Genomic DNA, 16,451 nt, shown 5'->3' with positions numbered 1-16,451 from the left:
TGCGCGGCAAAGAGGGTGATGATTTAGACATCTTAAAGAACAGGCGGGAGGGCATATACCCTCCCGCCTATGCGGTGTGCTTATGACGAGGCCTAGGATCCCGGCATATTCCTTTTAAGTAATTCCTCGAAAGGGGTCACGGTTAAAGCCTCTAAGCCCGGTGCCTTGTAGGCTGGCGCAGGCGCCTTCCCGCCCCGCTCTTCCTCAAGAATCCCGAAGAAGGAGCCGGCGTTGGCGTCCTGAACTGCCTGCTGCTTGGCCTCGTCCGCCCCGCTTTCGCGGGTCTGCTGGGGCGCCTGCTGCGAACCCTGCCCTGCGGTAGCTGCCGACCCGAGCGTCCAGAGCACCAGCTGGGCAAACTCGGTAGCTGCCTTGGTGACGCGCAGAGCCAGGTTTGCATCGGTGCCGAAGTCGTCTGTTGCGGCAAAGACGCCCGAGGGGGCTACGGTTGCCTTGAGGTAGCTAAAGAGCGGACGCATGGCCGTCTCCAGCATGAGGGAGTGGCGGGCGGTGCCGCCGGTGGCGGCAATCAGCACGGGCTTACCTGCCAGGGAGCCGTCCTCGACGAGGTCCCAGAAGCTCTTGAAGAGCCCCGAATAGCTGGCCTTAAAGACCGGGCTCACCACAATCAGGGCGTCAGCCTCCCGCACCTGATCCAGGGCGGTAGCCAGTGCCCCCAGTGGGAAGCCGGTCAGGTAGTGGTTGGTGATATCGGTAGCTAGAGAGCGGAGCGAAATCTGGGTGAAGCTCGCCTCAACTCCAGCAGCGGCTAGGGCGCGGTCGGTAGCTTCACTGAGGTTCTCACCCAGCAGGGCAGTGGTGGACGGCTCGCCCAAACCCGCCGTGACAACAACGATAGAAGGAGTGCTCATGGGTCCTACTCCTTACTTGCCCTGCTCAGCCAGGTGGGCAGCGTAGCGGGGGTGGACGGGGGCCTCGGGCACACCGGCAGGGCGCAGCTTAGCGAACTCCTCGCGCAACACGGGCACAACCTGCTCACCCAGCATGTCAATCTGGTTCAGAACCTCCTTGAGGGGCAGGCCTGCGTGGTCCACCAGGAAGAGCTGGCGCTGGTAATCGCCAGCGTAGTCGCGGAAGGACAGGGTCTTCTCAATGACCTGCTGGGGTGAACCCACGGTCAGCGGGGTCTGGTCAGCAAAATCTTCCAGAGAAGGGCCGCCGCCGTAGACCGGGGCGTTGTCGAAGTAGGGGCGGAACTTAGCAACAGCGTCCTGGGAGTTCTTACTCATGAAGACCTGCCCGCCCAGGCCCACGATGGCCTGCTCGGCGGTGCCGTGGCCGTAGTGCTCGTAGCGCTCGCGGTAGAGGTTAATCATCTGCTGGGTGTGCTCCTTGTTCCAGAAGATGTTGTTGTGGAAGAAGCCATCCCCGTAGTAGGCGGCCTGCTCAGCGATTTCGGGGGTGCGAATCGAGCCGTGCCAGACGAAGGGGGCGGTGCCGTCCAGGGGCTGCGGGGTGACGGTGAAGGAGTTGAGCGGGGTGCGGAAGTTGCCCTGCCAGTTGACCACCTGTTCGCTCCAGAGCTTGCGCAGTAGGGCGTAGTTTTCGATGGCCAGGTTGACTCCCTGGCGGATGTCCTTGCCGAACCAGGGGTAGACGGGGCCGGTGTTGCCGCGGCCCAGCATGAGGTCCATGCGGCCGTCAGTCAGATGCTGCAGGGTGCCGTAGTCTTCGGCGATGCGCACGGGGTCGGTGGTGGTAATCAGGGTGGTGGAGGTGGAGAGCAGGATGTTCTTGGTCTGGGCTGCGATGTAGGCCAGGGTGGTGGTCGGTGAGGACGCAATAAAGGGCGGGTTGTGGTGCTGGCCGACGGCAAAGACATCCAGGCCAACCTCGTCAGCCTTCTTGGCGATTTCAACGATGGCCTTTTGGCGCTCGTATTCGCTGGGGGTCTTGCCGGTGGTGGGGTCCATGGTGACGTCGCCGACGGAGAAAATACCGAACTGCATGGTGGTTACCTTTCGAGGTGGTGTGTTGTTTTGATGGTTTTAATCTACCCCTAAAAACTTTCCTTGTAAAGTAACTGTGGCCGGTGTGTTGTGCGAAGGGGGGGGTCTAAAAATTTTCTATGTAAACTATTCTGGCTTGTATTTTGTGTAAAAGAGAGTAGGGTGAGGGGTGTAAGAAGTACATCAATGAATTATATGAAGGGTTTAGTCATGGAAACCATCTCAACCGCCCAACAACTAACCGACGCCCTCTCGGACGGCACCAGCGTCCTTAATATCTCCGGCCGTATCACCGGCATGCCCTCCCTCAAACTTCCCGAGGGAGTCACCCTGCGCGGCGTCACCGACGACGCCGAGCTGGCTTTCGGTGCCAAGGGGCTGCAACTCACCGCCAACAACACCGTCTCCCACCTCAAAATCTCAACCTCGGTTCAAGAACTCGCCATCTTCAACTCCGACGACGTGGAAGACTTCGGCACCCTGCGCCTCGAAGATGTCCGCACCGTGGGGCAGGTCTTCCTCACCGCCGCTGGTGCTAACCGGGCAGGCTGCTTCGAAGCTGACGGTGTGCACGTCATCGCCGCTGACCTGCGCGGGCGCACCCTGCGCCCCCACGGCTACGGAGTTGATGCCCTGCAAGGCGGCTTCACCGCCTGGAACCTGCAGAAAGATGATTCCGTAGTCATCACCGCAGAACTACTGAATATCTCTGCTGGAACCGAAGACACCCCCGTCCGCGGCTCCGGCGTATTCGTTGGCGGTCAGGGCACTGAAGACGGCACACCGGCAGGTGGCACCCTCACCATCTCGAAGCTCACCACCGGCGACATCTACACCGACGGTGGTATTGCTCCAGGTACCCCTGACCTCATCTCTGGCGGTGTCTTCCTCATCTACGGCGGTATCGCAGACAAGGTCATCAACCTGGGCTCCACCACCACCTACGGGCAAAACGATATGGTGCTCGATAACTGGGGTAAGGCCACCGAATGGATCTCTGAAGGCCGCGTCACCTCTCATGGACCCTCTGGCATTGGCTTCGTCAACTTCGGCGGTATTGACACCCTCGACATCCGCCAGCCTATTCTCACCACCGGCAAGGGCGCTCGCGGTTTCAACCTCTACGACGGCTACCTCAAGAAGGCTATCTTTGAATCCATTGCCACTACCGGCGACGGTTCCATCGGTATTCAGGTCTCTAAGCCGCTTCCGTCGCTGACAGTCAAGCGCGACCTTACCACCGTCGGTGGTGAGGGACTGAGCCTGGTACGGGGTGTGCAGGTCACCCTGCAGGCTATTGCCCTATCCATCAAGGACGGGGGCGAGCTCGACTCCATTGAGGTTGGCGGCGAAATCTCCACCGGTGGTGATAATGTACCCGCCATCGAATCAGCTGGCTCGGTCAAGGCATTTGCTGCCACCGCCGTCCGCGCAACAGGATCCGGGGCGGACGCCGTCCGCTACCGTGCAGGCTCTCTGCCTCTAGACGGCCTTTCCCTCTACGCCCGTGACGGTCAAACTGCCGCCGAAATCTAAAGCAGTCCTCACCGCCCTATTCTTTCTCTCATGACCCTAGGGATTATCTCGGGGTGAAGAGAAAAGGAATAGGGCGCTCTTTGTGACGACGTAGAGGCCGTCTCGTGTCTTCTTGTCCACAGGCATCTGACGAGCGAAAATAAGGGTTATCCACAGGCGCAAATAGGGTCACTTGAAGCGCCCGCGCCTTTTTGCCACAGTAGCGGCATGGAACTCACCCTCTCACACATCTGTTCAGCGATGCACACTCACCGCGATCTCAAAGACTCAGGCATGAGCAATAATCTCATCAGCGCAAAACACCGTAGAGGTGAGCTTATACGTCTGACCCGCGGGGTCTATCTCAAAGGCGATATCGCACGACACTGCACAGACAGCGATCGAGCTAAAGCTGTGACGGTAGCCCTGCAGAAAGCCCGCCCCACAGCCGTAGTAAGTCACCAGTCAGCCGCTCTGCTGTGGGGTGCGCCGCTGATGACCCTACCTTCTAAAGTGCACCTCTCCCTCTTGGGTATCAATAAGTCGGGGCACCCGCAAACAATCTTGCATAGCCATAAGGTGAAAGAATGTTCCCTGGCCACTGATTTAGGTGGAGTCAAAGTCACGGATCCGCTAACGACCGTCGTAGACTGCGGAAAAACTATGCCCCTGCAAGAGTCGCTAGCTATAGCAGATTTCTTTTTAAAACACGGGAATCTTGAACTCGATACTGCACGGGAAGAGATTGAACAGATTACGGGACGAGGCTCCCAGAAATTACGTGTTGTGGCTGCGCTGATGAGCCCGCTGAGCGAATCACCTCTTGAATCTTTTGCCAGACTTCGCCTCTATCAGGGAGGTGTAGAACAGCCTGTTCAGCAGTTTGAAATTATTACCCCATCCGGGCGCCTGTACCGTGCTGATTTTGCCTGGCCTCACCTCAAGCTGCTTCTTGAGGTGGATGGTCTGCATAAGTATTACGGAGCCTACCGGGCAACCGATGAGCAGTTACGCAATGATGCGCTGAGGCAACGGGAATTAGAACTGGCGGGGTGGACGGTTATTCGCGCCACCTGGGGTGACCTGGCGCAGCGCCCAGAACTGTTGCTCTCGAGGTTGCGTCACCTCGGCGTCCGGGTAACAGATCAATGACCCTACTCTTTCTCTCATGACCCTAGGGATTATCTCGGGGTGAAGAGAAAAAGAATAGGGCGGACGCCGCTAGGAGGTGCCGTACTGGTCCCGGGCCAGGCGGGCGATATGAATCGTCAGATAGGTCAGCTCATCATCGGTCAGGTTCTGCTCCAGATGCATCTCAAGCACCAGCTTCACCTTCACCGCCGTAGCGAAGGCGCGGGGGTGGGCGTCCTTCAGGCTTTCAAGGAGCATGGGGACGCTCGTGCCCGCGTCCGCAGTCTGGGCGGCACCCGCGCGCACAAAGAGATAGCGTAGATGCGTCACGAAACGGGCAGCGCTCATGAGTGAGCGATCCACCGGGCCGCCAAAGCCAGCCCCAATCACCTCAAAAATTTGAGAGAGCACCTCAGTCATGCGGTAGGTGCCGCCCATATCCTCAGAGGCAAACTGCGAATTAACCAGGTGCATAGCTAACGGGATCGCCTCAATCTCGGGCAGCTCAACACCCAAGCGCTCCTTGACCAGCTCCAGGGCACGGCGCCCAAACCGCACCTCCTGCGGGTACAGCTGAGACACCTCAAGAGCCAGCGGGTAGTCCACAGTCAAACCTTCGCGGGCTCGTACCACCGCATAGCTGATATGGTCAGCCACCGGCACGATAAAGGAATGAGAAATCGTAATGCCCTCGGCCTTGACCAAGAACTCAAGCTCGGTTGCCAGACCCAGAATCTCCGACGGAATCTTAGCCAGCACCCCCGCGAGAGTCTCATCGGGGGTACCGTGCTCCGGCACAAAAGTCTGCTCAATCAGGGTGGGGTCAACCATATCGCCCTTGCGCTTACCAAAAGCCAAGCCCCGGCCAATAACCACCATCTGCTCGCCCGTATAGGCCTGAGCCAGAGCCACATTGTTGTTATAAATACGTGAAATGCGCAACGTGACCCCCTTTCGTCTCAGGTATAAAACGCGCGAATATCCTTACCAGTCTACCGACCCACCGCCAACTGCGGGCTTACTCGCTCGCAACCTACCCAATAAACAGGAGTAAACTAAACCCTTTCGTACAAATAGAGAATTACCCGAACCCATGAACTCAGCACCCACCAAATCATCACCGCTCATCAGCATCGTGGTCACAGCCCTCATGCTGTTCTCCATGTTCTTCGGAGCAGGCAACCTCATCTTCCCCGCCATGCTCGGTGCAGAAGCCGGTGAAAACTTCACCCCCGCCATCACAGGCTTCCTGGTGACCGGCGTCCTCATGCCCATCTTGGCCGTTATCGCGCTCGCCGTCACCGGCCGCGACCTGCAAGATTTGGCGGCCCGCGGCGGAAAAATCTTCGCCCTCATCTTCCCGCCCCTGGTCTACCTCTCCATCGGCGCCCTCTACGCCCTGCCGCGCACCGGCACCGTCAGCTATGCCATGGCCGTAGACCCCTATCTGTCGGTGGACGGCATGGTGCCCACCCTCATCTTCTCTGCCGTCTTCTTTGGCATCTCCTACCTGCTGGCCATGAACCCCACCGGCATCGTCGACACCCTGGGCAAGTACCTGACCCCCGCCCTGGTGATCCTGCTGGGTGTGCTGGTCGTGATGAGCTTTATTACCCTGCGCACTCCCTCGGCTGCACCGACTGAAGACTACGCCACCGGCGCTTTTGCCACCGGCTTCGTCAACGGCTACATGACCATGGATTCCCTGGCAGCTCTTGCCTTCGGCATCATCGTGATTGCCTCCCTGCGTGAAAAAGGGGTGACCGGACGCAGCGAGATGCTCCGCAGCGTCGCCTTGGCCGGCGGTATTGCCGGCGTGTTGCTGGGTGCGGTCTACCTGGGGCTGGGCTATATTGGCGAGCATATCGCGGACGGCCAGGGATACAAGGACGGCGCAGCCCTGCTTACCGACGCCGCAGCCCAGACCATGGGCGGCCCCGGTGCCGTCGTATTCGGCCTCATTGTGCTGCTGGCCTGCCTGACCACCTCGGTGGGTCTCATCGGCGCAACCAGCTCCTTCTTCAACAAGCTGGTGCCCTCGGTCTCCTACCGCACCTGGGCTATCATCTTCACCCTGATTGCCTTCGCGTTGGCGTCCTTCGGCCTTGAAGGGCTGATGAGCTTCGCTATCCCCATCATCACCACCCTCTACCCGCCGGCCCTGACTCTGGTCGTCCTCACTCTTATTGAGGCCGCCCTGCGCGCCCCCTGGATGAACCTCACCCACCGCTTTGCCCTGCTGGTCTCGGTGATTTGGGCCCTGCTCATGACTCTCAACTCCCAGGGTCTTGGTTCAAACGTGATCGAGCCCCTCATCGGCTGGGCTCCCGCCCACGCCTACGACCTGGGCTGGTTCGTACCCACTCTGGTTGCCGCCCTTATCGGCGCCGCTATCGACCTGGTGCAGCACCGCCGCGCGTCCGCCCGCTAAGCCGGGCACCGCCCCTGTATGAGGGCAAAAAGAAAGGGTCTTGCTCCGCAGATGCGGGAGCAAGACCCTTTGCTGTAGAGAGGCCCGCGCTGAGGGGAACCACAACCATCAACGCGAGCCCGTCTAACGAGTTGCGAGGTGGTTCATTCAACTCAAATTTAGAAAGCCTCTAGGCAACCCGTCATAAAGTTTCTTCAAAAATAAACAATTGACAGCCTGTTCAGAACTCTACCCGATGAAGTCCAGGAAATAAACCCGCGGTGCTCGTAAAGGCAGGTCTTTGTGAAACATTACATCTCTGTGTCATCCTCCTGACACTAAATGTTCTCTCACTTGCTCATACAAGACAGGCCCACCCCTCGGTTTGCTCCCGCTCACACTCGCATAAGAATCGCCTGTGAAAACAGCCCCCCCATATCCCCTCAAATAGGGGTCAAGAGACCCCTAAACTCCCGCGGTTGGCTACCCTTAGAAGTATGAGCAGCACAGCAACCGATATCGCCAAGAACCTTCCGGCCCTTGAACACCCCGACGGGTCGCCGATCCGTGCCCTCGTGGTAGACGATGAGCGCATGCTCGAAGAGCTGGTCAGCGTGGCACCCAAAATGATTGGCTGGGAGGTTAAATCAGCGGGCGAGGGCCCCGCAGCCCTGGCTATCGCCCGCGACCGGCGCCCCGACGTCCTCGTTCGATATCATGATGCCCGGCTTCGACGGCGTCGAGCTGCTCTCCCGCCCGGGGCGTACCGAGTTTACGGTGCGTCTACCCCTGCTGGCGGCGTAGGCTGGGGGAATGATCCCTACATTCCGCGCTACCTGGCTCGTCTTTCTGGGTGGTGGAGTAGGTGCCCTGGTGCGGGCCTTGCTCCTGGCTGCCTTTCCCGTCTCTGGCACCCTACCCGTGACCGTGCTGGTGGTGAACTGGGTGGGGGCCTTCCTGTTGGCTCTGTTGACGGGTGCCCTGCTTGCCGCTGCCCCGGGAGGGGTTGTATCGGCTCGTGCTGAGGAGCTCCGTCTTACGCTAGGCACCGGCTTTCTGGGTGGGTTCACCACCTATTCCACCTTTGCCCTCGCCTTGGCTCAGCTGGCCCTGGACGGGTACTGGGGGGTGGCTGCCGCATACGCCCTGCTCTCGCTGGTTGGCGGCTACCTGCTGGCCTGGGTTGGTTGGCAGCTCGGGGGCAGATGGGGGAGGCACGGACGCCCGCCCCACGCCGACACGTCAGCTCGTGGAGCGGGGGAGTAGGGTATGGTCTATCTTTTGGTCTTTATCGCCGGTGGCGCAGGCGCTGCCCTGCGCCTGTGGGTTGATGCCTGGGTTAAGGCCCTCGTGTCAAGGCTCTGGCAAGTGTCTATGCCGTTTGGGACATTCTTTATTAATGTCACTGGGTCCTTTCTTCTGGGTTGTCTCACCGGCCTTCTTGCTGCCCATATTGAGCCTATTCCCGGCGCGGAAACTTTTGTAATTACAGAAAATCTCACCCTCATTCTGGGCGTGGGCTTTTTGGGCGGCTACACCACCTTCTCCACCGCCCTGCTCGAAACCCTACGAGCCCCCGGTAAGCTGGCCACCGGCGTCCTTGCCCTCGGCCAACTACTTGCCGCAACCGCTGCCGCCGCGGCCGGGCTGGCCCTGACCGCCCTTATCTAGTCTCTCGTTATCTTCTCTGCTATGACCCAGCTAAACCCGGTACACTCAATCACTCAGATTCTTGTTGATATATAAGGCTATGCGGTACTACTTCTACTTCTCGATTCCTGTGCTCCAGCAGGCGCTTTCCCTCTGGGCCCTGCTCATGGTGTTTATCGTGCCCGCCCTCTGGTGGTTTGGCCGCTACCTGCCCGCCCGCAGGCTCCTGCGCCGCATAGCTGCCACGGGCGTCCTGGTGCTCTACGCTACCGGGGTCATCGCTTACACCTTCCTGCCCCTGCCCGATCGCGACGCCTTTGTCTGCCCTGACGGCTGGGGCAGCACCTACCCCCGCTTCTTCCTGGGATGGAGCATTGACTTCGCCATTGCCGCCAACGACGGCCTGCTCGACGCCCTTTTTTCGATCTACGTGCTACAGATGCTGCTGAACGTGCTGCTCTTCGTGCCCTTTGGCCTGCTGGCCCGCTGGCGCTGGGGGGCTAGCTTTCGCACCGTGCTCTTTGCTGCCTTTGGAACTTCGCTCGCGATCGAACTCACCCAGCTCACCGGCCTTTGGGGTTACTACGACTGCGCTATCCGAACCTTTGACGCCGAAGACATCTTCAACAACACCCTGGGTGCCGTTTTAGGCTGGGGCGCCCTTGCCGCCTGGCAGCACCGCCATACCCTGCCGGGGCAGCTGCGCCGCCTTTTCGGGCGCTAGTGGGGCGGGTGCGTCCGCCTCTTTGCCCCGCGCGGACGCCCGCCCCGTATATCGCCGTCTTAGCTGGTGGGCGGGGCCGGTGGGTGCTTGGTCACAGCGCTTGGAAAAGAGGGCGGTAAACCGCTTAAGTGTTAGGGCACTTTTACCCCTAAGCCTTGCCGGGCAAAACCCAATCATTCACACTTAAAGCCAAGTGAAGCAAACTATGGGCTGAAGGATCCGGCACCTGCCTGGGCGTACTAGCCCCCGACACTTGCGGAGAAACACGTGAACACTATCAGCCCCTACCTGGCCGAATTCCTGGGCACCATGATTATGGTGACCATCGGCTGCGGCGTCATCGCCACCGTCGAACTGCGCCGCTCCAAAGGCCACGGCGACAACTTCTTCACCATCGCTTTCGGCTGGGGCTTTGCCGTTGCCTTCGGCGTCTACGCCTCCCACGCCTACTCAGGTGGGCACCTCAACCCCGCTGTGTCCATCGGCCTAGCCGCCTACGGGGAGTTCGACTGGGCCATGGTGCCCGGCTACATCATCGCCCAGGTCGCCGGTGCCATGGTGGGTGCGGGCTTCGTCTTCCTCAACTATCTGCCCCACTGGAAGGCAACCGCCGACCGCAAGATCAAGCTCGGTGTTTTTGCGACTGTGCCGGCCATTCACAACTACTTCACCAACACCCTGTCTGAGATTATCGGTACCTTCCTGCTGGTCTTCTCAGCCCTCTACGTGGGGGTTAACTTCACCCCCGTTCTCGAGGGTTCAGCCCTGGCACTCAACCTGAACCACGTGCTCAAGCCCCTGGCCTTTGGCTTCCTGGTCACTGTGCTGGTGATTGGTCTGGGTGGCCAGACCGGCTTTGCCCTCAACCCGGCCCGCGACTTCGGCCCCCGCCTCATGCACGCCCTGCTGCCTATCCACGGCAAGGGTAGCTCCCGCTGGTACTACGCCTGGGTGCCGGTGTGCGCCCCCATCGCCGGTGGCATGATGGGTGGGTCCTTCTTCAAGCTCTACTACGATGGCCAGTTCTCTATCTTCCAGACGGTTGGCGTCGTGCTGGCTCTGGCTGTGCTCGGGTTTGGCTTGTGGGCTAATAAGCACATGTACCGGTCTAAGTCGGCTGAGGTGCTACCCCAGAGTGAGGACACCGAGGCTACCGCTGCGTCCGCCGCCGCCACCTACGTGCCCACCGGCAAAATCCCGGTCGTGCAGAAGAGGGCTTTCTGGGAGTAACCCACTCGGTGCTGTGTAGACTTCTTGGGCTGTGTGCAGGGTTTTCTCTGCACACAGCCCAAAAAGTCTGCACCGACATCTAGGCGCGGTCTTGCAGCTCGCTCCAGGGCTGGCTGCGGCTCACCAGATGGAGTTTGACGGTGTAGCCCGCACCCAGTTCGCTGGTGAGAGTCTCGCGCAGTCTCTCCCCCAGCTGCCGCCAGGCCCGGGTTGTGGGGTTGGTGGGGTCTTCCGGGTCCATGTCCAGGTCTTCCCAAAGGCTGGCCCAGTTGCCCAGCAACTGCCGGGTAGGCGGGGCCAGCTCAAGATCCTCGGCCAGACCTTTCCCGTCGGCGTACCAGAGAGGGAAGAACTCTCCCCAGTCATTGGCAAGGGCCAGGTGCACGGTCTCTGAATGCGGCCCGATACGCCACTGCGTTACCGGGGGCAGGCCGGGCTCCTCGTAGAGATCCCAGTGAATCGCCCGTACCAGGGGTTCTAGGGAAGAGTCGGCGCGGACGTCCGCCACCTCGTACTTGCCCCCGGTAAAGGGGAGGTTTTCCTGGGCCCCTACCAGTGGGGAGCCGTAGACAATATCCCAGTTGCCGCTGCGCTGAACATACAGGGTCATGCTGTTGAGCCAACTCAGCTTCAGTACCCAGCAATCGGTATCGGTGCTGGCCACACGGCGCAGGGTGGCGGGTCGGTAGCCCTGTTGCGCCTGGGAATAGTCCCTGTAGAGCCCTTTGGGCCACAGGCTCTCAGGCCGCGCCCCGCTGGCGGTTGCTGCCAGGCCCCGCACCTTGTCACAGGAGGGGCGGACGGGTACGAACCCCCACCAGCGCAGCGGAGAGGCGGGCAGGGCTAGGGTTAGATCGACCTCGGATACCGCCTGGGTGGCAGAGGTGAGATAGGGTAGGTTGCTACAGCGGGTCACTACCCCGGGTATGAGCCGGGGCCAGGTCGCCGGGTAGGGCTGGTTGCCCAGTTCTCGGTCAATGAGGTCGCGGACGCCCCGGCAAAAACCAGTAAGGAGCTCTAGCTCCTCGGTCAGTTCATCACCCGTAACGGCAGGTTGAAAGACGCCCGGGTTGGTTTCGGTCAGGACGGGGAGCCCCTCCCCACCGAGTAGGGGAGCCGACGAGGCGGTAATCTGCCAGGTGCCGGCGTCCGCACACTCTCCGTGCCCAGCGCGATAGACGGCACTGACCTGCACCCCCGCCGCGGTGTCGGGTCGGTAGGTGACGGTAATCTTCCCCCGGCCGGGCGGCTGGGGCAGGTGCTGTTCCACCTCTCCCTGGAGATAGACCAGGAGGGAGGGTTCACCCGCCCGCTCAAGGCTGACGGGAACCGTCAGAATACCGGCCAGGGCCGGGTGTAGGCCCGGTACCGACGGGTAGGGAATAAAGTGATATGAGGCACTCATAGGGCCCAGTCTAGATACCCGGCCCTATTCCTGGCTAGCCCTTATAGATAATCTCGAAGTCATCCCCTAAAACTGCCCGCAGGTTCTCTACCAGGGCCTTACCTTGGTTCTTCCACTCCAGTTCTTCCTGGTGGCGCTCCTGCTGGGTGAGGGGACGGGGAGAGATCTCGCCCATCTCTTCAGCTGCCCGAGTCACCCACGCCTGTGACCAAGCCGCAAGCTCTTCCACCAGGTCAGACGGAACCTGGGGTAAATCGTCCGGGTCATAAGGGTAGGGGTACTCTCCGGCTTGCTCTAGCTCACTGGGAGCACCCCACAGGGGGAAATCAATTCCCCATTCCGGAAAAACCCGAATACGCCGACGGGGTCGCGCACCTGCGTCCTGGGGTGTCATCGTATTCTCCTGTTCCTGGCTAGCCCACTCCAGTACCTTGAGCATGAAGCGGTCGCAGGCCTCAATCTGGGCCAGTTCAATCCACTCATTGGGGGTATGAGCCTGGGCGATATCGCCGGGGCCGCACACCACCGCCTGCACCCCGCCGTAGAGGGCGAACTGGCCAGCCTCAGTACCGTAGGTAACCTTCTGGGCTTCCATAGAACCGGGGCGCCCCGCCCACTCGTTGGCCAGGGCAATAATCTCAGCACCGTCAGCGGTTCCCAGGGCAGGGACAGCAGCCAGCAACTCATGGGTAATACCTACGGCGTCCACAAACTCGCCGGGCGCAGCGCCAGCCAGGGCCTCGGCGTCCGCCGCCCGCGCCTTCAGAGCAGGAAGAAGATTATCGGCAATCTTGGCCTCAATCTGGGTAACGACCTCGTCGGTGGTCATCTGGGGAACCGTGCGGAAGTCATACTCCAGCACCACGTGCTCACCCACAATGTTGTACTGAATACCACCGCGGGCAAAGTTCACCCCGCCGGTGGAATAGGGCACCACAAACCCCTCGTCAAAGGGACCCTCAGCCCGCCAGGTACCGGCCAGCTGCTCAAAGAAAGTAATAAACTCCGCCGCCTGCGCCAGGGCGTTAACCCCGTGCGGGCCCAGGGAGGCATGCTTGGCAATACCCTTGAAAGTCACCCGCCCGCGGTGGGCACCCTTATGGGCAGAAATTACCTGCATCATGGACGGCTCACCAATCACCGCAAAATCAGGGTTAATACCGCGGGCCTTAAAATCCCTGACCATGGCAGGCGCACCCACACAGCCAATTTCCTCATCGTAGGAAAAAGCGAAATGAACGGGCTTCACCAGCTCCGCTTCACGCAACTGGGGCAGCAGCCACATAGCCGACCCAATAAAAGACTTCATATCCGATGCCCCGCGCCCGTAAAGCTTGCCGTCCTTCACCAGGGGCGTGAAAGGGTCGGTGACCGTCCAGGCCTGGCCCTCAACCGGCACCACGTCCGTATGCCCCGACAGCACCACACCGCCGTCCGTACCACCATCAGCGGCGGGCACGGTTACAAACAGGTTGGCGCGCTCGCCGTCCTCGCTATAGGTGTAGTGCGGGGTCAGGCCGTGAGCCTCAAACTCAGCCGCCAGCAGGTCGAGCACGGGGCGGTTGCTGGTCTGGCTGATGGACTGCGCGGCAATAAGCTTTTCAATCCAGGGAAGAGATGCAGGGAGTGTCATAGCACCAGTCTAAAACCCCGGGCCTGCCGGGGGCGCTAGATTACAGGGCTGAATGGTCGCCCAAGCCGTGGAAACGGCGAGCGTGGTAAACGGTGGGGGCTGCGTTGGCGTCGTGGCGGATGAAGTCGGTGACCTCAGCGGTAAAGACCACGGCAGGGCCCGCATTGAGGGTAGCCAGGGGGCGGACGCGCAGCACCCGGCTTACCCCGTGAAGCAGGGGCTCGCCGGTGGGCAGACGGTCCCAGGTGGAGGTATCGCCAAACTTATCGGCCTTGCTGACCGAGAAAAGCTTGGCGATCTCGATGTTATCGGCACCAATCAGGTGAATCAGGAAAGAGTCAGCGTCGATGATGCGGGCAGCCGAACCGGTGCGGTCCTTGAAAGAAAAAGACACAATAGGGGGCTCAGCAGAAACCGACGACAGGGACGAGATGGTCAGGCCACCCGGCAGCCCGTCGGAGCCCTCAGCGGTGATGATGGCAACGCCGGCTGCCTGGGCGCCGAAAGCCTCGCAGAAAAGTTCGGTGGCGGTCTTCTCGCTGATATTTACCTGGGTGGTCATGGTCGGTTTTCCTTTGTGCGGCTGCTTGGGGACTACAGCGCTGGGAGCGCTTGGTCTTCAGCCTAGGACTTCAGATGCACCAAACCCTAGCCTTTCTCACATATTGCCCCTATGAGTAGAACTGTGACACTGTTACGCCAACCTGCTGTAACAAAGGGTAGAAGTCGTATGTCTTGAGTGCTTTGTGCATTCGATATACAGACTAAATGGGTGCACAATAATAGACATGACAACGGAAAACACACATCACATTGTCGTGATGGGTGTGAGCGGTACCGGCAAAACCAGCATCGCCCACGCCCTGCGCGACCAGCTAGGGTGGCCATTCGTCGAAGGCGACGACCTGCACCCTGCTGAAAACATCCAGAAAATGAGCGCCGGGATTCCCCTCACCGACGAAGATCGCGCCCCCTGGCTTGCCCGTATCGCCACCTGGATTAAGGACGCGGACGCCCGCGGCGAGCACACAATCGTCACCTGCTCCGCCCTCAAACGCACCTACCGTGACGTGCTGCGCGAAGCCGCCCCCGGCGTCCTCTTCGTACACCTGACCGGCCCTCGAGAAACTATTGCAGAACGCATGAAGCACCGCGAAGGCCACTTCATGCCCACCTCCCTACTCGACTCCCAATTCGCCACCCTCGAACCCCTCGAAGCTGACGAAGCCGGGGTGCTCGTTGACATCTCTGGCACCCCGGAACAGGTTGCAACCGCGGCACTGGCCGCCCTGCGTCCTACCCTATAAGCCCCTCACGAAAGCACACCACTATGCCTCTCCCCGAAGACTGGGTCCAAACCCTCACTGCTGGGCCCCTGCTCGCTATCGCCGCCGGCGCAATCCTGCTCCTGCTGCTCCTCATCATCAAATTCAAACTCCACGCTTTCCCTGCCCTCATTATCGTCAGCCTGCTCACCGCCGTCGCCACCGGAATCCCCGTTGCCAGCGTCGTGCCCGTCATGCTCAGCGGATTCGGATCAACCCTGGCGTCTGTAGCCCTGCTCGTTGGCCTTGGAGCCATGCTGGGGGCCCTCATCCAATACTCCGGCGGTGCCCAGGTACTTGCCCACAAACTCATCTCGGTCTTCGGTGAAGACCGCGCCCCCATCGCCCTCGGCGTGGCATCTATGCTCTTTGGCTTCCCCATCTTCTTTGACGCCGGCCTTGTCGTTATGCTCCCCATCGTCTTCTCTGTCGCTCGTTGGGTTGGCGGCTCCCTTCTGCTCTACGGAATCCCCGCCGTAGGCGCATTCTCCGTCATGCACGTCTTCGTGCCGCCCCACCCCGGGCCGGTCTCCGCAGCCTCTTTCTTCGAAGCCAACGTCGGTACTCTACTGCTCGTCTCCCTCATCATCGCGGTACCCACCTGGTACCTTGCCGTTTACCTCTTTTCAAAGTTCATCGGTAAGCGCATCGACCTTCCCGTCCCCGCCCTTATGGGCCACGAAGAAACCCAGGACGAGCCCCTCAACCCGCCCTCCTTCGGCACCGTTCTCTTCGTGCTGCTGCTCCCCATGTTCCTCATCTTCCTCAACACCGGCCTCAACACTCTGGCAAAGGGAGGCATGCTGCCTGAAAGTGCAGCAGATGAAACCTGGTTCCAAACCCTGCGCCTGCTTGGTGAGACCCCTGTTGCCCTGCTCATTACCTCCCTCGTTGCCATGTACCTGCTCGGCTTCAAACGTAAGGATCACGCGCTGGGTATCCAGCAGACTATGGACGGCGCACTTCCCGCGGTCTGCTCCGTCATCCTGATTACCGGCGCCGGTGGTATGTTCGGTGGTGTGCTACGATCCTCAGGAATCGGCGATGCTCTTGCCGATGTGCTGGGTGACCTGGGTGTTCCCCTCATTGTTGCGGGCTTCCTCATTGCCGCAATTCTGCGCGTTGCCCAGGGGTCAGCGACCGTAGCCCTGACAACCGCCGCAGGTCTCATCACCCCCGGTGTTCTGGCTGCAGATTTCAGCTCCATCCAGCTGGCTGCCCTTGTCGTTTCGGTCGCCGCAGGCTCTGTGGTGCTCTCACACTTCAACGACTCAGGTTTCTGGCTGGTCAGCCGCTTCTTCAATATGGACGAGAAGACCACCCTCAAAACCTGGACGGTAATGGAAACCCTCATTGGTGTCGTAGGTTTTGCCGGTGCCGTGGCCGTGTTTGGGGTCGCTAGCCTACTTTAGTTGCCTGTGGGCTATAGCCGGACGCGCCCGCCCCGCCTTCGTGCGT

Annotated in this window: 15 protein-coding genes and 1 pseudogene; 10 read left to right on the top strand and 6 right to left on the bottom strand. The window is 60.5% G+C overall.

Annotated features, from left to right (window positions below):
- Positions 1 to 92: 92 nt before the first annotated feature.
- Together ACED88_RS04865 and ACED88_RS04860 are read right to left on the bottom strand one after the other, a co-directional pair.
- Positions 93 to 872, bottom strand: a complete 780-nt coding sequence (locus tag ACED88_RS04865; RefSeq protein WP_449108908.1) for a CE1759 family FMN reductase — start codon at positions 870 to 872, stop codon at positions 93 to 95.
- Positions 873 to 884: 12 nt separating this feature from the next.
- Positions 885 to 1,970, bottom strand: a complete 1,086-nt coding sequence (locus ACED88_RS04860) for an LLM class flavin-dependent oxidoreductase (protein WP_449108907.1) — start codon at positions 1,968 to 1,970, stop codon at positions 885 to 887.
- 210 nt (positions 1,971 to 2,180) lie between these two features.
- On the opposite strand from ACED88_RS04860, the gene ACED88_RS04855 reads away from it, so the two are divergent.
- Together ACED88_RS04855 and ACED88_RS04850 are read left to right on the top strand one after the other, a co-directional pair.
- Positions 2,181 to 3,506 (top strand): hypothetical protein, encoded by a 1,326-nt coding sequence (locus ACED88_RS04855; RefSeq protein WP_449108906.1) that lies wholly within the window; start codon positions 2,181 to 2,183, stop codon positions 3,504 to 3,506.
- A 207-nt stretch (positions 3,507 to 3,713) separates the two neighbouring features.
- Positions 3,714 to 4,637, top strand: coding sequence for a hypothetical protein (locus ACED88_RS04850; protein ID WP_449108905.1), 924 nt, complete (start codon positions 3,714 to 3,716; stop codon positions 4,635 to 4,637).
- A 69-nt stretch (positions 4,638 to 4,706) separates the two neighbouring features.
- On the opposite strand, the gene ACED88_RS04845 is transcribed toward ACED88_RS04850, so the two are convergent.
- Positions 4,707 to 5,558, bottom strand: a complete 852-nt coding sequence (locus ACED88_RS04845; RefSeq protein WP_449108904.1) for a PRD domain-containing protein — start codon at positions 5,556 to 5,558, stop codon at positions 4,707 to 4,709.
- Between the two features lie 151 nt (positions 5,559 to 5,709).
- Between ACED88_RS04845 and brnQ the strand changes: the two genes are divergently transcribed.
- The 6 genes and pseudogenes from brnQ (at position 5,710) to ACED88_RS04815 (ending at position 10,630) form a co-directional block, all read left to right on the top strand.
- Positions 5,710 to 7,047, top strand: coding sequence for a branched-chain amino acid transport system II carrier protein (gene brnQ, locus ACED88_RS04840; protein WP_449108903.1), 1,338 nt, complete (start codon positions 5,710 to 5,712; stop codon positions 7,045 to 7,047).
- 476 nt (positions 7,048 to 7,523) lie between these two features.
- Positions 7,524 to 7,782 (top strand): annotated as a pseudogene (locus ACED88_RS04835) (response regulator); the annotation flags it as partial.
- A gap of 57 nt (positions 7,783 to 7,839) precedes the next feature.
- Positions 7,840 to 8,292 (top strand): fluoride efflux transporter FluC, encoded by a 453-nt coding sequence (locus ACED88_RS04830; RefSeq protein ID WP_449108902.1) that lies wholly within the window; start codon positions 7,840 to 7,842, stop codon positions 8,290 to 8,292.
- A gap of 3 nt (positions 8,293 to 8,295) precedes the next feature.
- The gene (locus ACED88_RS04825) at positions 8,296 to 8,697 is read left to right on the top strand and encodes a fluoride efflux transporter FluC (RefSeq protein WP_449108901.1); all 402 of its coding nucleotides are present in this window, start codon (positions 8,296 to 8,298) and stop codon (positions 8,695 to 8,697) included.
- A 79-nt stretch (positions 8,698 to 8,776) separates the two neighbouring features.
- Positions 8,777 to 9,400: a VanZ family protein gene (locus ACED88_RS04820; protein ID WP_449108900.1), complete on the top strand. Its 624-nt coding sequence runs from the start codon at positions 8,777 to 8,779 to the stop codon at positions 9,398 to 9,400.
- Positions 9,401 to 9,667: 267 nt separating this feature from the next.
- Positions 9,668 to 10,630, top strand: a complete 963-nt coding sequence (locus ACED88_RS04815) for an MIP/aquaporin family protein (protein WP_449108899.1) — start codon at positions 9,668 to 9,670, stop codon at positions 10,628 to 10,630.
- A gap of 79 nt (positions 10,631 to 10,709) precedes the next feature.
- On the opposite strand, the gene ACED88_RS04810 is transcribed toward ACED88_RS04815, so the two are convergent.
- From ACED88_RS04810 to ACED88_RS04800, 3 genes are read right to left on the bottom strand one after another with little or no spacing between them, the layout of a single operon-like run.
- Positions 10,710 to 12,035, bottom strand: coding sequence for a hypothetical protein (locus ACED88_RS04810; protein WP_449108898.1), 1,326 nt, complete (start codon positions 12,033 to 12,035; stop codon positions 10,710 to 10,712).
- 34 nt (positions 12,036 to 12,069) lie between these two features.
- Positions 12,070 to 13,668, bottom strand: coding sequence for an acetylornithine deacetylase (locus tag ACED88_RS04805; protein WP_449108897.1), 1,599 nt, complete (start codon positions 13,666 to 13,668; stop codon positions 12,070 to 12,072).
- A 40-nt stretch (positions 13,669 to 13,708) separates the two neighbouring features.
- Positions 13,709 to 14,230, bottom strand: a complete 522-nt coding sequence (locus ACED88_RS04800) for a flavin reductase family protein (RefSeq protein ID WP_449108896.1) — start codon at positions 14,228 to 14,230, stop codon at positions 13,709 to 13,711.
- Between the two features lie 226 nt (positions 14,231 to 14,456).
- On the opposite strand from ACED88_RS04800, the gene ACED88_RS04795 reads away from it, so the two are divergent.
- Positions 14,457 to 14,975: a gluconokinase gene (locus ACED88_RS04795; RefSeq protein ID WP_449108895.1), complete on the top strand. Its 519-nt coding sequence runs from the start codon at positions 14,457 to 14,459 to the stop codon at positions 14,973 to 14,975.
- Between the two features lie 23 nt (positions 14,976 to 14,998).
- On the top strand, positions 14,999 to 16,405 hold the full coding sequence (locus tag ACED88_RS04790) for a GntP family permease (protein WP_449108894.1): 1,407 nt from the start codon (positions 14,999 to 15,001) through the stop codon (positions 16,403 to 16,405).
- Positions 16,406 to 16,451: the final 46 nt, after the last annotated feature.

Source organism: Rothia sp. 11273D007AR (assembly GCF_053547255.1).
Note: the sequence above shows the minus strand (reverse complement) of the source record. Positions and strands in the feature narration are given on the sequence as shown.

Coding starts and splice junctions, on each gene's coding strand:
- brnQ (WP_449108903.1), top strand. CDS start 5,710: ATGAACTCAGCACCCACCAAATCATCACCGCTCATCAGCATCGTGGTC.
- ACED88_RS04860 (WP_449108907.1), bottom strand. CDS start 1,970: ATGCAGTTCGGTATTTTCTCCGTCGGCGACGTCACCATGGACCCCACC.
- ACED88_RS04810 (WP_449108898.1), bottom strand. CDS start 12,035: ATGAGTGCCTCATATCACTTTATTCCCTACCCGTCGGTACCGGGCCTA.
- ACED88_RS04865 (WP_449108908.1), bottom strand. CDS start 872: ATGAGCACTCCTTCTATCGTTGTTGTCACGGCGGGTTTGGGCGAGCCG.
- ACED88_RS04850 (WP_449108905.1), top strand. CDS start 3,714: ATGGAACTCACCCTCTCACACATCTGTTCAGCGATGCACACTCACCGC.
- ACED88_RS04790 (WP_449108894.1), top strand. CDS start 14,999: ATGCCTCTCCCCGAAGACTGGGTCCAAACCCTCACTGCTGGGCCCCTG.
- ACED88_RS04855 (WP_449108906.1), top strand. CDS start 2,181: ATGGAAACCATCTCAACCGCCCAACAACTAACCGACGCCCTCTCGGAC.
- ACED88_RS04820 (WP_449108900.1), top strand. CDS start 8,777: ATGCGGTACTACTTCTACTTCTCGATTCCTGTGCTCCAGCAGGCGCTT.
- ACED88_RS04795 (WP_449108895.1), top strand. CDS start 14,457: ATGACAACGGAAAACACACATCACATTGTCGTGATGGGTGTGAGCGGT.
- ACED88_RS04830 (WP_449108902.1), top strand. CDS start 7,840: ATGATCCCTACATTCCGCGCTACCTGGCTCGTCTTTCTGGGTGGTGGA.
- ACED88_RS04825 (WP_449108901.1), top strand. CDS start 8,296: ATGGTCTATCTTTTGGTCTTTATCGCCGGTGGCGCAGGCGCTGCCCTG.
- ACED88_RS04805 (WP_449108897.1), bottom strand. CDS start 13,668: ATGACACTCCCTGCATCTCTTCCCTGGATTGAAAAGCTTATTGCCGCG.
- ACED88_RS04800 (WP_449108896.1), bottom strand. CDS start 14,230: ATGACCACCCAGGTAAATATCAGCGAGAAGACCGCCACCGAACTTTTC.